Genomic DNA, 15,552 nt, shown 5'->3' on the forward strand with positions numbered 1-15,552 from the left:
TTCGATTAGCCCAGCTCGTCACGGATCGCAACGGCCGATGCGCGTCCTTGCGAAAGAAACGGCATTATCGTCTCGACCATTCGATCCGGCGTGTCGACATGCGAAAAGTGCGACGATCCGTCGAGCCATTCGAGCTTGGATCCTCGAGCAAGCCGGTGAAGCTCTTCACCCACGCGTGGAGGTACGAGCGGATCCTGACGCGCGTAAACGAGAAGCATCGGAACGGGAAAGGGTGCTTTTTTGATATTGCGGACGAATGCTTCGAATCCCGCAGGATGCATCGTTTCGCGGAGCAATTTCAAAAAACACTCCATGCCGTCGGTCGTGGCAAGTGGCGTGCCGTATTCGTCGAGCTCTTCGATCGATTTGAGCGTCTCGTCGTAATAGTGCACATTGCGAAATACCCATTTTCGTACATCACGCTGGACGATGCGACGGAAAATCCCACGCACGATGCTGCTCGAAAGCAAATGGCGAAGCGCCACGTAACGCGCATCGGGAATGCCCGGCGCGTGATTGACGACGAGCTTCGATATCGCCGCAGGATCGTGCAGCGCCAGATGCATCGCAATGTAGCCGCCCAGCGAATTGCCCATCACCGCACAACCTCGAATGCCGAGCTCGCGCTGAAGTTCGCCCAGAAAAACCCCGAAGTTGTGCGCCGAATAATGCGGCGATAGTGGTTTGTCCGACCGACCCGATCCGGGCATGTCGAGGGCAAACACTTGAAAGTGCTTGCCGAGCGGTTCGAGCACGTAACGAAAGGAGTAGCTCGACGTCATGAGACCATGCACGAGCAGAAGCGGCGAGCCCTGTCCCATCACGCGCACGTGCACGCGTACGTTGCCAAAGACGCTGGATCTCACACGCACATCCCGCGCTTCGGCACGATGAAAGGCGTGAGGAAGACGCGGCAATGCAGGAACGTCGGCGTAGTTGGGACGTTGAAAGGGCCTTGATGTCATGATGCGAGTTTCTGTTCGGCCTTGTGCACGAGCGCTTCGATGTCGTCAACGGACGGCAAGAGAGGACGCTCGAGCGTGATCGTGATGGAGCCCGGAGCTCGCTCGATGCGCATGTCACCGTCGGCAACCCCCGGCGCAAGCTCCGCGACCCACTCGCGATCCGCCGCAGCTTGGCGTCGCGCTTCGGTTCCAAGGCGATCACGGATCCACCGGGACAAACGCACGAGACTCGACGAGGGCGGCGGTTCGATGTCCGGCTCGTCGGCGTTCACTTGCACCAAGATGCGCGAAGCGTTTTTTCGAGGGCGAATTTGCACGTACGCAAAGCCTCCACGCAAAGGCAAACGCACACCGAGCCCATCGGGATCACGGGCCGTGAGCGCCGCTGGTTGACGATACGTCGATTCGGCCCAGCCCGAGGACAAACGCGCGATGAGCGCCGCTGCTGCTTCACTGGCCGTACTGTCCATGTCGTCGCAAATGACGGGAGCAATCGGCGCTGCAACGCGCACGGCTCCGATGCCAGGACCATCGGGCTCGCCGCTTCGAAGCGTGACCGTACGACTCTTCGGCTTGCTCGAAGGCGCATCCTGCGAGTTGTCGGTCGGCGGAGGCTCGTCGCTCGCCACGATCATGTCACCGCTCTCGGCATCGCGAAGCCAGATGGCTCCGCACCACCACGCAGCGATCGATCGGCCATCGGGCAAAAACGCAAGCGGCCCGGGACTCGCAGTCCACAGCGGGCGCCCAAGCGTGCGACTGAAGATCTGCGTTGCGCCCGTGCGTCCGCGCGCAACGACGAGCGCGTCGTCGGGCGAAAACGAGAGCGTGTCGATGCCACGAAGAAGCTTGCGACCGTGCTTCACGCGCAGCATCACGATGTCTTCTTCCGCGCACCCAGGCGTGAAGAGACGCACGCGACACTCGGCATCCGCCGCCGCGACGAGCGGCCGTTGCCATGCATAAGCCACCGCCGTATCGCCATCTCGAATGCCTTCCGATTTGCGAACGGAAAAGTCATCCGTCGACCACGATACGACCGGAGATGCCCCCGTTGCCGCAACGAGCCACTTGCCGTCGGGACTGAAGGACAAACTCCGGAGCGGAAGCGCATTCGGCAGCTCGAGCAGTCGTTCGAGACCGCCATCGGAGAAGCGCATGATCAGCACTGCCGTCGTGACTCGATCCGCAGCAGCGGCGATCCATCGTCCGTCCGGTGAAACCGCGATGGGTGCCTCGCCAAACCACGGCTCCGGCGACAAACAGCGACCCGTGATCAAGTCCCACACGCGCACGGAACGACGCGCTTCGTCTTCGATGAGGCGCGTCGAATCACGCATGGATTCGCGGCTCGAGTCACGCGAAGAGTCACGCGATGAATCACGAGACAACTCACGACACGAATCCGTCGATGGGATCTCACTCACGGGCGCTGACGTCGGAGCCGAAGAAGGAACATCGCCACTCGGACGGCTCGGCGCAGCCCTTCGTTGTTCCGACCATGCCGAGACGAGACGAACGCCGTCCGGGTGAAACGCAAGCGCCGTCGCGTTCACGCCAAACCGAAAGAGCACGCGACCAACACGCACGTCGTACACGACGACTCGGCCCAGCCCTACGGCAGCCGCGGCCATTCGCTTGCCATCCGCCGCGATTGCGATCGCAGTCGCCTCGTGCGAAAGGAGAAACTGCCGCGGAACCGGGCGAATCACGTGCGGAAATCCTACCCCCATCGGCCCCGCGAGACGATGCTCGCGGTTCCCAAGGCGTGATTTTGTCGAACGCTCTACGCCAACTTACCCGACTTTCTAGCGATCACGAAACACATTTCGGTGTGTCGTGTGCCAGTCGGTACACGTTACGCTTTCACCGCTTCCGTTTCTTCGAGCCAGATCGTGCCACGCGGTTGCTTTTGGAATGAAAGTATTCTTCGAGCACGTCACGTCCGACGATGTTCGCTTTCGTCCGCCACGTAATGTCGTTGGCGAGCATCACGACCACGGCGATCTCGGGTTTGTCCGCGGGGGCAAACGATGCAAACCAGGAGAACATGCGCGCAGGATGACCTCCAACGAGCGTGCCGGTCTTTGCAGCGACGGCCATGCCGGGAAGCGCTCGCGTGCCGTCGGCGTGACGAAACGCTTTCACGCACGTACCTCGACGCGTCGTGACTTGCAGCATGCGATTGAGCGTGCGCGCGATGCTCGGACGAAGCGCCTGACGACCGCCGTGTCGTGCGACGGGTCCGCCCGGATCACGCAGAACGAAGCTCACGCGCTCACCATGGTTGGCGATGGTCTGCATGGCAAAGAGCGCTCCGAGCGGTGAGAGTTTGCCATTCCAGAACCCCGCTGCGGCACGCGCCATGCCGAAGGGGTCTTCGGGGATTTCCACGCGGCCCGGACGAACCTCGATGTCGATGGGAACGTCCCCGGAAAAACCGAGCGTCCCAGCCATGCGGCGCAAATCGCCAGCATCGAGGTGTTTTTTCGCCATGCGGGCAAACACCATGTTGATGCTCTTGCCAAGCGTTTCGCCAAACTCGGTGCAAGCTCCGCCGCGCGCTTCGAGGTCCGCGGGACGAATGCTCCGCTCGCCTCCGCTCCAGCACACCTTCGTGCTTTCGTTCGCGTAGCCGCCTTCGAGCAGCGATGCGGCCGTGACGATCTTGAACAGGCTCGCGCTGGGTGCGTAAGGTTCGGAGACGAAGTCGCGGCTTCCGCGACTCGCCCACGCGAGGATTCGTCCGGTGCGCACGTCGGATGCGACGATCGCGCCCTCGGGTGCACCTGAACGATCGAGCAGCCTCTGCGCGGCCCGCTGGAGCTCAGGATCCAGCGTGAGCTTTATCGGTTTGCCCTTCGATCCGATGCTCCCGTACACGCCATCGTTGGTCACGCGAACCTGATGCAGTCCGGCGGCATGAGCATCGTTCGTCGAAGAAACGACGAGCGCAGAAGCGAGCAAGAGGGAGCTGAAGAAGGCGCGGATCGATGTCACCACGAGCCGATTTGCGACTCCTGGGACGTCAGGGCCAAGTTTTCGGTGAGGGCTGTGTGGGGCCTACTTTGAAAAATCGCAACTGCCGCCCGTGCAGCCAGATGGCACGGTGATTTTCGCTTGACCGGCCCAGACGCTTTTGACGAACGAGGTGATTTGTTCGCGAGCAGCATCGCCAGCGGGGCCGCTGCGCGCGGCGAACCCGTGCACGTCGAGCGCATCGCCTCCAGCAACCTTGTATTGCGTGAGCGCGCTGCGATTGATTGCTTCGGTACCCGTTTCGATTCCCGTCACCGGCGCGAGCACCGCTCCGAGATGCAATGCATCCGCTGCAACGGAAACCATGTCCGTACCTTCGTTCGGCAAAACGGGATCGCCCATGCTTTCTTGCACGAGCAAGATGGATGGGTCGCCCGGAACTTGCCCCGTCCATGCGCCACCGTCGATGTTGTCGAAATTGGTTTGGCTCATCAAGAGCCCGTGCAAGACGTCCATGTCGCCGCCGTAAGTCCCGCGCAAGAGGCCTCGAATCGTCGAATACGTCTGCGCTCCAGGAATGAAATGCGTCCAGCCCGCTCCGGGCACGTTCAGCACTCCATATCGCGTCGCGGGATCCATCGATACGTACGCGAGGCCCATCGTGCCGCCAAGCGAACCACCAGCCCACACGGGAATGCTCGCATCGGGCTTTCGACCCGCGGCGGGATTGTCGAGACCATCGATTTTTGCGGCGGAAAGCACGTCACCCAAAATGGAGCTCATCGAATGCTGAACGGCTGCCGCCGCTGCGACTGCGTGCATGCCGAGCGTCGCGATGCGATGTGATGCTTCGGCCGTGCGCACGAGCGTCGCGAATGTCGTGACGAGATCTTTGTCCGTCCACCCGTCGAAACGAATGCCGACTTTGCCAATGCCTTCTTGGCCCAAGAGCTCGTCGAAGGAATCGTCCGTGAAATTTCCTCCCATGCCATGTCCGTACAAGACAAACCGATAATCTCCCATGCCTGCTGGAACGACGGCGCGAAATGGAGCTTCGCGCGTTCCTGCTTTCATGATTTCGCCTTCGCCATCGAGCGCCAGATCGCCATCCGCTTCGATGAACGATGGTAGTCCCGTGAGACGTCCTTCGACGGCCATGGCCAACGCTGCATTGGGCGCGATCTCGACCTTGTCCACGACGACTTGCACTTCGCCGGCATCGACCGCGGCGATCGATGCTTCTCGAATGGCGGACAACTGATGAATTGCATCGGCGCCCGAGCGCGTCGTGAAATCGAAGACGCGCAGGACGCTTGCGGCATCGATGCCCGCATCCGCCAAGAGTTTTCGCGCCGGTGCGTGATATCCTCGCAAATCGGCTTCTTCTTGCGAAGCTGGTTCGGCGCGACCAACCGATACTTCGGTTTTCCGCGTCGGCTGAAGTGCGGCTCCTCCTTCGCCGCGAAGCTGGTTCGTCACGACAACCACGTAATCCGCGCCGGGTTCCAGTGGGCGCAAGGGATATGCTGCAACGAGCGTCTCCGTCGTGGGATCCTCGCCCGGCGTCAGCGTGATGCGCACGGGTACCTTTTCGCCTCGTCGCGGATGATCGTGCTGCGCAAGGAGCAAGTGCACGGGGCCATCACTGGACGCTGCAATGCTGCTTGGATCGATTGCCGCGCCAAACCCTACCATGATGGGCGTGAGCCGAGAAAAACCATCGGCGAGAGCATACGATCGAGGATCGTCGTCGACCTGCAAGCTAGATGTTTGCACCGACAATCGAAGGCCCGTCTCCGTCGTCGGATCGATTTCCGTGTAAGCGCTGGACGGCCAAGGCAAAAGGCACCGAAGCTCGCCGGGATCACCACACGCCGCCGTTTGGGGCGCACGCGCGCTTTCAGCTCGATCCGGCGCGGTGAACGTAGGGGATTCTTCGCCGCATCCGGCGAGAAAAACGGCAGCAAGCAAAGACAAACCAATCGACGTAAGCGGTTTTTTCATGGACTTCCTGTGGGTTTGGGTAGGTCGTGGAGCGAGTTTTTCCGCCGCGCATCCTCGTAAACGACGGGGATGGGGTATTTCGGACGGAGTGTGATGCTGGCAAAAAGCTTGATGGGAGCATCCGGATTCACCAATCGAATTCGATGACGACCCATGAGCGTGACGAGCGCCAAGATCGCTTCCATCATGGCGAAATGATTGCCAATGCAAATGCGATGACCACCCCCGAATGGATAATAAGCAAATCGAGGCAACGTGCGCTCGAGATTGTCGAGCCACCTTTCCGGGCGAAATCGCTCGGGATCCGGAAAATATCGAGGATCGCGGTGATTCACCCATTGCGACATCCACAATTGCCCGCCCTTGGGAACATGATATCCGGCCACGGTGACGTCTTCGAGCGCTTCGCGACCAATGGCCCACGCGGGCGGATACAATCGCATCGCTTCGAGAATGACTGCGCGCGCATAAGGCAGGCGCGACATGTCGGCCGATGTGGCACGCCGATCCCCGAGAACCGTCGAAATCTCCTCCCGCAAACGGCTCTCTGCGTCGGGATTTTTGCCGAGCAGAACGACTGCAAACGTGAGCGCAAGAGCCGTCGTTTCATGACCGGCCAGGAAAAACGTCATGAGATGATCACGTAATTCGCGATCGCCAAGCCCCGTTCCAGCATCGTCTCGCGCAGCAAGAAGCATCGACAAAAGGTCGAGCCGCGCACCATTGCGCGATCGTGCTCGACGAACGATACCCATGAGGACATCGTCGAGCGCTTCGAGCGCCGCATGGGCGCGCCGATTCGATGCCAAAGGCAATCGCTCGATCCACGGAAAAAGCGAAACGAGCCCACTACCAAAATGCTCCATCAGTGCATGGATGGCTGGCCCAACCTTCGACGCTTCGGATCCAATGTCACTCGCAAAAAGCGCGCTCGTCACGATGTCGAGCGTGAGCTGTGTCATGTCGGCATGCAGCTCGCGCTGCGTTTCGAGCTCGATCCGCTGCATCTGACGCTCCGTGACCTCCACCATGATGTCGCCGAGTCCCGCAACGCTCGACGGCTGAAACACGGGCGCAATGAGTCGCCGATGGCGAAGCCACGTATCTCCCTCGGTCGTGAGCAAACCGTCACCAAGGATGCGGCGCAACTCGCGCGTCATCGCATCCTTGGTCAAACGCTTGCTTTCACCGACGACAAGTCGCTCGATGTCCGCCGGTTCGCGCAACAGGATGGCCGTCAGAGGCCCGAGACGTACCTCGACCACAGGCCCCCAAGCTGCAGCATATTGAAGAAATTCGAGGGGACCGCGACTGTACGTATAGCCGTGACCAACGAGCGGCAATGCACCGGGTGCGATCGGAATACGTCGCTGTCGAGGGTTTGGGGAATGGCTTGGCGTTTCCATCGGCGCCGATGGTATCGCGAATCGAGGCGAGGGAATCGAGGAGAATCGTTCGATTACGCCCGACCGTCAGCCAACTGCGGCGGAGGCGGGGCAAGCTCACGATCGCGCGCTTCCGCATCGCCATGGGCATCGATCGCACGAGCTGCGGTGAGCAGCAGCGCCGCCTGAGCGATGGAGACGCACGCGTAAATCGCAGGAAAGAAGACCGCGTCGTTCGTATCGACGACGTACACGGCGCCGAGCGCCAGGAGCAGGACGACGTTGTGAATAATCGAGAAACGTGCGACGTTGCGAGCTTTTTTAACGGCGCCGTCCGCTCGCTGCAAGAGCGCCAAGCCGACATCGAGGAGTTTGCCGCCGATCATCAAACCCGTCGGTGCCGAGAGCGTCAGGAGCACGATGATGGAATCACCTGAAGTATGCAGGCCGCGCGAGACGACTTCCAGGGCCACGACCAAACCGATGAGCGCCGCGAGCGCTCCCGGAACGACCATTTGCCCAAGGATGAAGCTCGAAATTGCGGCGAGATGCACGGAAAGCGGCGGTTTGCCGGCAACCCATACCGGAGATACGTGCGCCCGGTACGCGCCGGCACCGTGTTTCTCGTATCCGCGAAGAAAAAGTCCCCATACGTTGCGACCTGCAGTACGCCCGGCGATGTACAACGTCAGGGGGACCGTAACGACGAGTACACCCGTTACGAGCAGAAAGAGGGATGCGAACATGGTGGTTTCCTCGCACGCATGGACGCTCGACGGGGCTACCGCATTTCAACTATTTTGTGGAGACTCGGCGCAAAAATGGTGCAAGTACAACCCGTTAGGGTTTCGCCCATGACGCTCCGGTCTTGTAGGCGTCGAGCGATTCTGTGATGACTTCGAGCGCCCGGCCGCGGTCGTACAAGGTATCGACCTCGCTGATTTTGCCCTCGAGCACCTTGTAGTCTTGGAAAAAACGCCTCAGCTCGACGAGAACGTGCGGAGGTAATTCGCCGGAATCGTTGTAATGGGCGTAGGCGGGATCGTCGATAGCGACAGAAATGATCTTGTCGTCGACGCCTTTGTCGTCGCGCATGCAAAACCCACCAATCGGTCGCGCTCGAACGATGGTGAGCGGATGCACAGGCTCCTGCATGAGCACGAGGATATCGAGCGGATCGCCGTCGCCGGCATGCGTTTGCGGTATGAAGCCATAATTCGCCGGGTAATGCACGGACGAATAAAGCACGCGGTCGAGCATGAGCAGGCCGGTGCGTTTGTCGAGCTCGTATTTGAGTTTCGATCCTCGTGGAATTTCGATGACCGCAGGGACGAACTCTGCAATGGATGTGGCGGCAACGTGAATGTCGTGCAGCGGATGCATGGGTGGTTTCCTAACGTGCAGGGGGCTCGGATGTGGCCCCAAAGATGCGGCGCAATTTGGCAATGGCACGAGCGAGAGGGCCCGGGTCTTCCGCATCGGGCAGTTGATCGGCTGGTCCGAGCGCCACGACTTCATCGAGCACGACGGACGGGACGAGCACGCCGGAGCATTCCGCACATCGATAGACGTGAGGTCCCGTTTCGTAGAGCCGTTCCGAAGCGAGCTCTTTGCGGCACCGGGGGCAAAGGTGTTTTTCCGAAACATGGGTCGGGATTGTCTTGACAACCTCGACTTCGCTGGCGACGGTGGCGATGTCGCCGTCGAACCAATCGAGCCATACCGCGTGGCACTCGGAGCAAACATCGACGACGGCATCGGCGGCCGCTCGATCCTCCATGACGCCGCCGCAAAGCGGGCAGGGCGGCTGCGTGGTGCGATAACGATTGCTCATCGGGCTTCCTTTGCAGGTGCTGTAGCGGCGGATCGTCGCCCGTAGAGATCCGCAAAATCGCGCAGACGAGCGGCGTATTCGGGGCGAAACACGTTGCCCTGCAGAATGAACCGCCAGTTGCCCTTGGTGGTGGCCGGGTTGTTCATTCGCGCGTCGGAACCGAGCGACAAGACGTCTTGCATCGGGATCATGGCCGTACGGGCGACCGAAGCAAATGCCGCGTGAATGAAGTCCCACGCAATGTCGTGCCCGTTTACGCGCAGATAACGCTGCACGTGGACGCGCACATGAGGCTCCGCGGACCGGAAAAACCCGACGGTCGTGTCGTTGTCGTGCGTGCCTGGATAAACGATGTTGTCGGGTTCGTGGTTATGCGGCAAATGCAGATTCTCTGCGTCACCACCGAATCCGAATTGCAAAACACGCATTCCGGGCAAACCCGCACCTCGACGCAAATTCACGACCGCATCGTCGATGATCCCGAGATCTTCGGCAATGAGCGGCAAGTCGCCTCCATGGCGCTTCAGCGCATCGAAAAACGCCATGCCTGGCCCTTCGATCCACTCGCCACTGCGCGCATCGGGCGCGCCAAAAGGAATTTTCCAATACGCCGCAAAACCTCGAAAATGGTCGATTCTCACGACGTCGGTGTGCGCAAGAACGCGACGAATTCGCGACCACCACCAGCCAAAGTCGTCCTTGGCCATCTGCTCCCAATCGTAGAGCGGATTGCCCCAGAGCTGCCCGAGCTTGCTGAAGTAATCCGGTGGAACGCCCGAAACGCCGAGAGGAATACCTTCCTCATTGAGCTGGAAAAGTCTGCGATGCGCCCACACATCGACGCTGTCGCGATCGACGTAAATGGGCAAATCACCAATGATTCGAATGTTTCGCGCTTTCGCGTATGCTCGCAGTTTACCCCATTGATGCTCGAAGAAAAACAGGACGGCAGCCTGAACATCAATGTCCCGCGCGTACTTTTGTCGGAATTTCTCCAAAGCGCTCGAATCGCGATCGCGGAGTTTTTTATCCCACTCCCACCAAGCCTTGCCCCCATTTTTTTGCTTGATGACCCAAAAGAGCGCAGCGTCCTCGGCCCACTCGGCTTCCGCTGCACGAAACGATTGGTACTCGGCGTAAAGGGGATGCTTGGGACTCGCGAGGAGCTTGGCCGCTGCTTTTTCGAGACGAGGTTCCTTGAATGCGTGAACGGCGTCGTAATCGATGAGGTGCCCGTGCGGCAGGCTCTGGGCTACGTCGGCTTTGTCGAGCAGCCCTTCTTCGGCGAGCCCCACGAGATCCACGAGGAGCGGATTGCCCGCAAACGCCGACCAAGCAACGTACGGGCAGTTGTTGCCCGTCGGGTTGAGCGGCAAGATTTGCCATGCGCCAAGCCCCGCTGACTCGAGCCAGTCGATGAACTCGCGCGCAATGGCTCCAATGTCGCCCATGCCATGATGACCTGGCAGCGACGTCGGATGCAGAAGGATGCCTGCGTCGCGGTGGAGTTTGCCCTCGGTGTTGGTTTGTTCGGTCGGTTGAGCCATAGGGTTTTCTCGGACGAACTCGAGTCTGCTAACGCGGAGTCGCGCAAAGCCTATCACCGCTTCGCGCGAAGTGCGGATACCCTTTGCATTGCCGCTGCGACGGAATCTTTTGCGACCCGTTCGGCATCGGCCGTGCCAATCGATCGACGCATGGCCTCGACGGCTTCACAAGCAGCCGCGTCGGTCTTGGGGAGTTTTACGCAAAAAAGATCGAATGCACTCGACGCGGCTTCCGCTGCGCTCGGCTCCTTGGCCAAAATGGACGCTGCTTGCGCAAGCACGACGGCAAACAGCGCCGCTTTCGGATTCGTGTCGAGCCATCGCGATACAAAGGTAGGGTTTTTCGCGAGGCGTCCGAGGACATCCCATCTTTGGCGTGTGACCCCAAGTTCCGCGGCAAACAGAAGTAGCGTCAGGTTGCGCCCTCGATCGGCCTGCATGCTCGTTTCCGTATCGACGAGCGCAATGTCCGCAAGCGTTGCGTCGTCGAGAAGCGAGCAATTGATCGCGACGCTCAGAACATCGGCACGCAAGCTGCGCCCGACCGCGGGTGAACGACCAACGGTGCGCGCAGCCGTCACGAGGCTTGGATTGCAATGCGTGGGTTGTCGTTGTCGAGCAAGAAGCACCGCAGCGTCGTAAGGGCGACCGTGCGAGACGAGCTCCGAGACGGCTCGCGTGAATGCATCGGGGTCGTAGCCGCCCTTTTCGACGCCCACGAGAAACGTATCGACCGCCGACAAAGACGCTGGGCACGCTTTGCCCGCATCGCGCCTGAGGTGCGGCAATTTGCGCAGAGCACCGCCCGCACGAAGCGCAAGCGCAAACGGGTACTCGTCGCACGCCGGTGCTTCGTACCCACCGAGCTCGACTTTTTGTTCGGTGCACGCAAGCGGCTCCGCGACGACACGCAGTCCGCGCTTGGCTCGTTCGAGGGGTGGTTTGGCGGATGAAACTGCAGAGAGCGCAATCGGAAGATGGCCCAGGATTTCCTCGATGGCGCGATCGTCCGCATCAGCGTTGAGCGTCGTGCCGACGAGCGACCAAAGATCGCCCGCGAGGAGCGGCATCCCAGCATCGGCCGCAAGGACGGCAACGACCGCGAGCACTCCGCGAGCATCTGCGGCCATCTTTTTCGGATCCGCCGCGCCGAGCGTTCGTCCGCCGAAACGCGCGCCGAAAAATGCAGCGTCAATCACGCGCGCAGCCGTCGCAGCGCCTCGGTCGGGATCGCCATCGATGAAGTGAAGCAAGCTCGCCACGGCGCCGACGTGCACGTAGTAACGCACGACTTCGGAATCACGCTCGGCGTTCGCGGGCATGAGACGCGCGACGAGTGAACCTTCGGGCCTCCCTGGCGAACGCACGCCCAGGCCAACCTGAAATTGCGAAGAACCCTCGATGAATCCGGCACCGAGCGACACTTCGAGGCTCGTCGAAAATACCTTCGTTACCGTTTTCTCTTCGTACCGGTAACTCATGCGCGGCAGCGTGAAACCTTGCTCTTCGGCCTTCGTGAGGAACTCGTCGAGCAGGGTGAGCGCTTTCGTGCGCTCACCGGTAGATGCGAGGCGAATCGCGTCCATGACGCGAACGACTTGATCGGCAATGGCCGGGTCCTCGCACGATCGCGCAACGGCTTCGCGCATGCCTTTGGCGTATGCCGATGTCTCCGGTGCGGAACCTTTACGAGCTCGAAAGACCTCGCGGGCAAACCGAAGCGTCCAGCCAAGATCCGAAGTGGCTTCGTCGGCCGCGCTGATGGCTTCTTCGTGCACGGCTCGTTCGGTGACGACCGAGACGAGCATTGCACCGAGCAAACACAGGTCAGCCTGATCGGGTTTGCCCAGAGCGCGAAGCGTGCGGGCGTAGTCGGTCAGAAGCAGCTCGATGGGTGGATCCGCCGCGCCATCGCGAGGACGTGACGATGCAGCGCGTGCGAGCGCATCGAACAACGTGACGGACGTTCCGGTGTTTTCGTCACGAAAGAGCGATGCGAGCGACTGCACGAGCTTACGCGCTCGCTCGACATCCGAGCCAGCCATGCCCTTGGATCCAAAACCGACGAAGGCGCGGCGAGCGATGCCGTACCCTGAGGAAATCGCGTCGGCGATGGCGCGTTCGTCCCACGTTGCGAGTGCATCGGCGAAGGCACGTTCGGCGTCGGCATCCGAGATCGTGAAGGCGACGGGGCTGTCCTTTTTCTTGCGGCTCGCGATGTCGATCGCGTCGGACAAGACGGTCACCGCAAGGCGCAAACGACCCACGTTCGCACCTCCTTTTGCGAATGACGGATTCGCGAGGACTTTCCTGCGCAGATCGCCAAGACGCGCGAGCACTCGACGCGTTGCGGGGCTCGGGCCTGCGTCGGACGAGGCACAAACGGGTCCAGAACCCGAGGGTTTGTCCTGAAGAATGGCCGCGAGCGCCGTCATCGTTTGATCACCAAGCATCGCGACATCGTCGAGCAAGCCTGCGGAGACCGGAGCAGATGGGTCCGACAAACCTGCGATGGCTTCACGCAACGCATCACGCGCGGCCTTTCGATCGGCTGGCCATCGCGCAGGATCGACGGCGTCTGGATCGAGCTGTCGATTCACGCCCAGGGCCAGGTAACGCGCTGCCGCAGATGCTAGGCGCCCGAGCGGCCGTTCGGGCAGCGAAGGGTCTCCGAGCGCGCGCGAGATTTCGGTCGCAACAGGGCTGAGATCCGGCGGATTGCCAGCGAGAAAACCGGCTGCCGCATCCGCCGCGAAGAGTCCCGCGACGCCCCAACCCGTTTGCTTCGAAAAATCTTTTTGAAGTTTGTCGTGGAACGCACTGAACAACCCGCTGTACACGGGACCTTGGATCGCCTGCGGATACGCCGTTGCGGCGAGAACGCCCGCGAGACTCGCTTCGAAGAGAGCCGATGCATCCGGCGCTCGTGTAATCCTTGTTTCGACGGCGCGGCGGAGCAGATCCACGAGCGCATCGCGCAGTGATGGAGTCGCCACGATTCCACGCGCATACGCCAGCGTCACGATGCTCATCAGCCGCACGCGTTCGGGGTAGACCTGGACGAGTTGCGAGAGCCCTGCGAGGTGAGCCGTTACGAGCGCATCGACACGGCGGTGTGTCTGCGTCGTTGCGAGGGAAATGCCAACGACTTCTCCACGCTCCTGCGTGAGCGCAAACGCATGCGCCCACGTCGTGCGAGCATCGTCGACGTTGCGCACCAGCGCTTCGTACTTCGGTAGCCACGTCGTCAGTCCGAGACCCGCGCTCGGCGATGATCCCGATGCAGCCAGCGATGGCGCGAGCCTTCGTCCCACGGAGTTGGCCAGGAACAGATCGTCCGGCGCATCGAACGTGTCGAGCGGCACTTCGAGGCACGCCTCTTCGGGCGCGTAGAGCGCTCGCATGGCGGCGCGTTTGTCTTCCGGAAGCGCCGCGACCAAACGTTCGCTCACGGCCTGAAAAACGGCTCGATCATCCTTGGCTGCTCGCACGCGAAGCAGATCCCCATACGGCGTCGTCTTGGATGCATCGGGGAGCTTCGGGTCTGTCGCAGACGCCGACGACAAACTTGCTGGAAGCTCGAGCGCGATGCCGGCTCCACCCAGCAGCGAGAGCAGATACTTTGCACGAAGCGAAGGCTCGGCGTCGGCATCACGCGTTCCCAGCATGTCCTGGATACGCTCCGCCTCGCGCGCTGCATCGACGTAGCGAAACGCAGATGCATGATCGACCGCTGCACGAATTGCCGCGGCAAGCTCGATGTCCGCTTCGACGTGCGTGATGGCATCGTCGCTACGCACGACGGGGGACAAACCCGCCATGAAAGGCGCAAGCGGATCGTTTGGAAAAATCTCGGTGACTTCCGGCGGAAGGCTTTCACGCATTGCCTTTGCCGAAGACGGGCGAACACGAACGATCGTGCTCCAACCAGCGGATTCACCCATCGCTTCGAGCAGCGCATCGGCGCTGATGGATGCGGGTGAGGGGAGGGGCGCCGTCTTCACGACGCGCGTTTTGGCGGGAGCTCGATCGGCCGGAATGCCAGCCCCTTCTTCGACGATGACGACGGCTTGACCGGACGAACGTGCGTCTTCCAAAGCGTCGCCCAAGGATCCTTCGCACCACGAGCTTCGGCATAGGCATCGAGCAGCGGTTTCGTGTCGCGGCCTTCGCGCATGCTCGAGACGATCGCTCGCTCACACGCATCGAGCTTTCGCGCATCGCAATGAACGGCTGCATTCGACGAATCTTTTACGTGCGTGGTGGTCGTCGGTCCGCAGCCCCCCAGCACGGCCGAAAGGCATAAAGCCACGAGGCCTACCCGAGACGAAAGCTCGGCCGCCTTGCGCCGGATCACCTGCTCGCCTCGCACGAAACGGCCGTGGTGATCGTTCGGGTCGCGACGAGCGGTGCGCCATCGGCATCGAGAATCGGGTCGCCCGCGTCGGTGACCGCTTCAATCTTGATGAGAAACTCACCGTAGCGATTGATGACGCTCGACAGTTCCCAGTCGATGACGTTCGTCGAGGAACGTTGATAGAGTTTGTCGTTGGCCCACAAAAGAAGCTGCCCGCACTGCACCGCATCGCCGCAAATGCCCGGTGGACGCAGATACAGCGCCGATGTCTTCAGGATGAACGGCAAGCGCGTATCGGGGTCGTCGCCAATCGCTACGCAAGCACCTTCGACCGGGCTGACGAGCTCCATCGTTGGAGGACCAACATCCACGGTCTCGGTGGTGTCCGTCGTGTCGTCTTCACAGCCGCACAGAAACGCAGCCATCGTGGCGGCGAGCAAGCAGAGCCCAAGGCGTCTCATGCGCGACGTTGTATCGCACG

12 protein-coding genes are annotated in these 15,552 nt (G+C 61.1%); all 12 read right to left on the reverse strand.

Annotated elements, in window-relative coordinates; genetic code table 11:
* Window positions 1-5: 5 nt before the first annotated feature.
* Window positions 6-965 carry an alpha/beta hydrolase gene (locus IPM54_26570; GenBank protein MBK9263355.1) on the reverse strand — a complete coding sequence of 320 codons (960 nt, stop codon included), beginning with the start codon at window positions 963-965 and terminating at the stop codon, window positions 6-8.
* A complete protein-coding gene (locus IPM54_26575) occupies window positions 962-2,677 on the reverse strand; it encodes a WD40 repeat domain-containing protein (GenBank protein MBK9263356.1) in 1,716 nt (571 codons plus the stop codon). Before IPM54_26575 ends, IPM54_26570 begins: the two co-directional genes overlap by 4 nt.
* A 154-nt stretch (window positions 2,678-2,831) precedes the next feature.
* On the reverse strand, window positions 2,832-3,956 hold the full coding sequence (locus tag IPM54_26580) for a penicillin-binding protein (protein ID MBK9263357.1): 1,125 nt from the start codon (window positions 3,954-3,956) through the stop codon (window positions 2,832-2,834).
* Window positions 3,957-4,028: 72 nt separating this feature from the next.
* Window positions 4,029-5,948 carry a hypothetical protein gene (locus IPM54_26585; protein MBK9263358.1) on the reverse strand — a complete coding sequence of 640 codons (1,920 nt, stop codon included), beginning with the start codon at window positions 5,946-5,948 and terminating at the stop codon, window positions 4,029-4,031.
* The gene (locus IPM54_26590; GenBank protein MBK9263359.1) at window positions 5,945-7,354 is read right to left on the reverse strand and encodes a cytochrome P450; all 1,410 of its coding nucleotides are present in this window, start codon (window positions 7,352-7,354) and stop codon (window positions 5,945-5,947) included. Before IPM54_26590 ends, IPM54_26585 begins: the two co-directional genes overlap by 4 nt.
* A 53-nt stretch (window positions 7,355-7,407) precedes the next feature.
* Window positions 7,408-8,079, reverse strand: a complete 672-nt coding sequence (locus IPM54_26595; protein ID MBK9263360.1) for a hypothetical protein — start codon at window positions 8,077-8,079, stop codon at window positions 7,408-7,410.
* Between the two features lie 94 nt (window positions 8,080-8,173).
* Window positions 8,174-8,716: an inorganic diphosphatase gene (locus IPM54_26600; GenBank protein ID MBK9263361.1), complete on the reverse strand. Its 543-nt coding sequence runs from the start codon at window positions 8,714-8,716 to the stop codon at window positions 8,174-8,176.
* Between the two features lie 10 nt (window positions 8,717-8,726).
* Window positions 8,727-9,167 carry a zf-TFIIB domain-containing protein gene (locus IPM54_26605; GenBank protein ID MBK9263362.1) on the reverse strand — a complete coding sequence of 147 codons (441 nt, stop codon included), beginning with the start codon at window positions 9,165-9,167 and terminating at the stop codon, window positions 8,727-8,729.
* A complete protein-coding gene (malQ, locus tag IPM54_26610) occupies window positions 9,164-10,714 on the reverse strand; it encodes a 4-alpha-glucanotransferase (GenBank protein ID MBK9263363.1) in 1,551 nt (516 codons plus the stop codon). The genes IPM54_26605 and malQ overlap by 4 nt, the downstream gene beginning before the upstream one ends.
* Window positions 10,715-10,767: 53 nt before the next feature.
* The gene (locus IPM54_26615; GenBank protein ID MBK9263364.1) at window positions 10,768-14,823 is read right to left on the reverse strand and encodes a hypothetical protein; all 4,056 of its coding nucleotides are present in this window, start codon (window positions 14,821-14,823) and stop codon (window positions 10,768-10,770) included.
* The gene (locus IPM54_26620; GenBank protein ID MBK9263365.1) at window positions 14,715-15,071 is read right to left on the reverse strand and encodes a hypothetical protein; all 357 of its coding nucleotides are present in this window, start codon (window positions 15,069-15,071) and stop codon (window positions 14,715-14,717) included. The genes IPM54_26615 and IPM54_26620 overlap by 109 nt, the downstream gene beginning before the upstream one ends.
* Window positions 15,068-15,532, reverse strand: a complete 465-nt coding sequence (locus IPM54_26625) for a hypothetical protein (GenBank protein MBK9263366.1) — start codon at window positions 15,530-15,532, stop codon at window positions 15,068-15,070. Before IPM54_26625 ends, IPM54_26620 begins: the two co-directional genes overlap by 4 nt.
* Window positions 15,533-15,552: the final 20 nt, after the last annotated feature.

The organism is Polyangiaceae bacterium, from assembly GCA_016715885.1.
Taxonomy (GTDB): domain Bacteria; phylum Myxococcota_A; class Polyangia; order Polyangiales; family Polyangiaceae; genus Polyangium.

What these genes read in the sequence shown, in the direction of transcription:
- IPM54_26570 (MBK9263355.1), bottom strand. Translation starts at nt 965, where the DNA reads ATGACATCAAGGCCCTTTCAACGTCCCAACTACGCCGACGTTCCTGCA.
- IPM54_26585 (MBK9263358.1), bottom strand. Translation starts at nt 5,948, where the DNA reads ATGAAAAAACCGCTTACGTCGATTGGTTTGTCTTTGCTTGCTGCCGTT.
- IPM54_26590 (MBK9263359.1), bottom strand. Translation starts at nt 7,354, where the DNA reads ATGGAAACGCCAAGCCATTCCCCAAACCCTCGACAGCGACGTATTCCG.
- IPM54_26595 (MBK9263360.1), bottom strand. Translation starts at nt 8,079, where the DNA reads ATGTTCGCATCCCTCTTTCTGCTCGTAACGGGTGTACTCGTCGTTACG.
- IPM54_26600 (MBK9263361.1), bottom strand. Translation starts at nt 8,716, where the DNA reads ATGCATCCGCTGCACGACATTCACGTTGCCGCCACATCCATTGCAGAG.
- IPM54_26605 (MBK9263362.1), bottom strand. Translation starts at nt 9,167, where the DNA reads ATGAGCAATCGTTATCGCACCACGCAGCCGCCCTGCCCGCTTTGCGGC.
- malQ (MBK9263363.1), bottom strand. Translation starts at nt 10,714, where the DNA reads ATGGCTCAACCGACCGAACAAACCAACACCGAGGGCAAACTCCACCGC.
- IPM54_26625 (MBK9263366.1), bottom strand. Translation starts at nt 15,532, where the DNA reads ATGAGACGCCTTGGGCTCTGCTTGCTCGCCGCCACGATGGCTGCGTTT.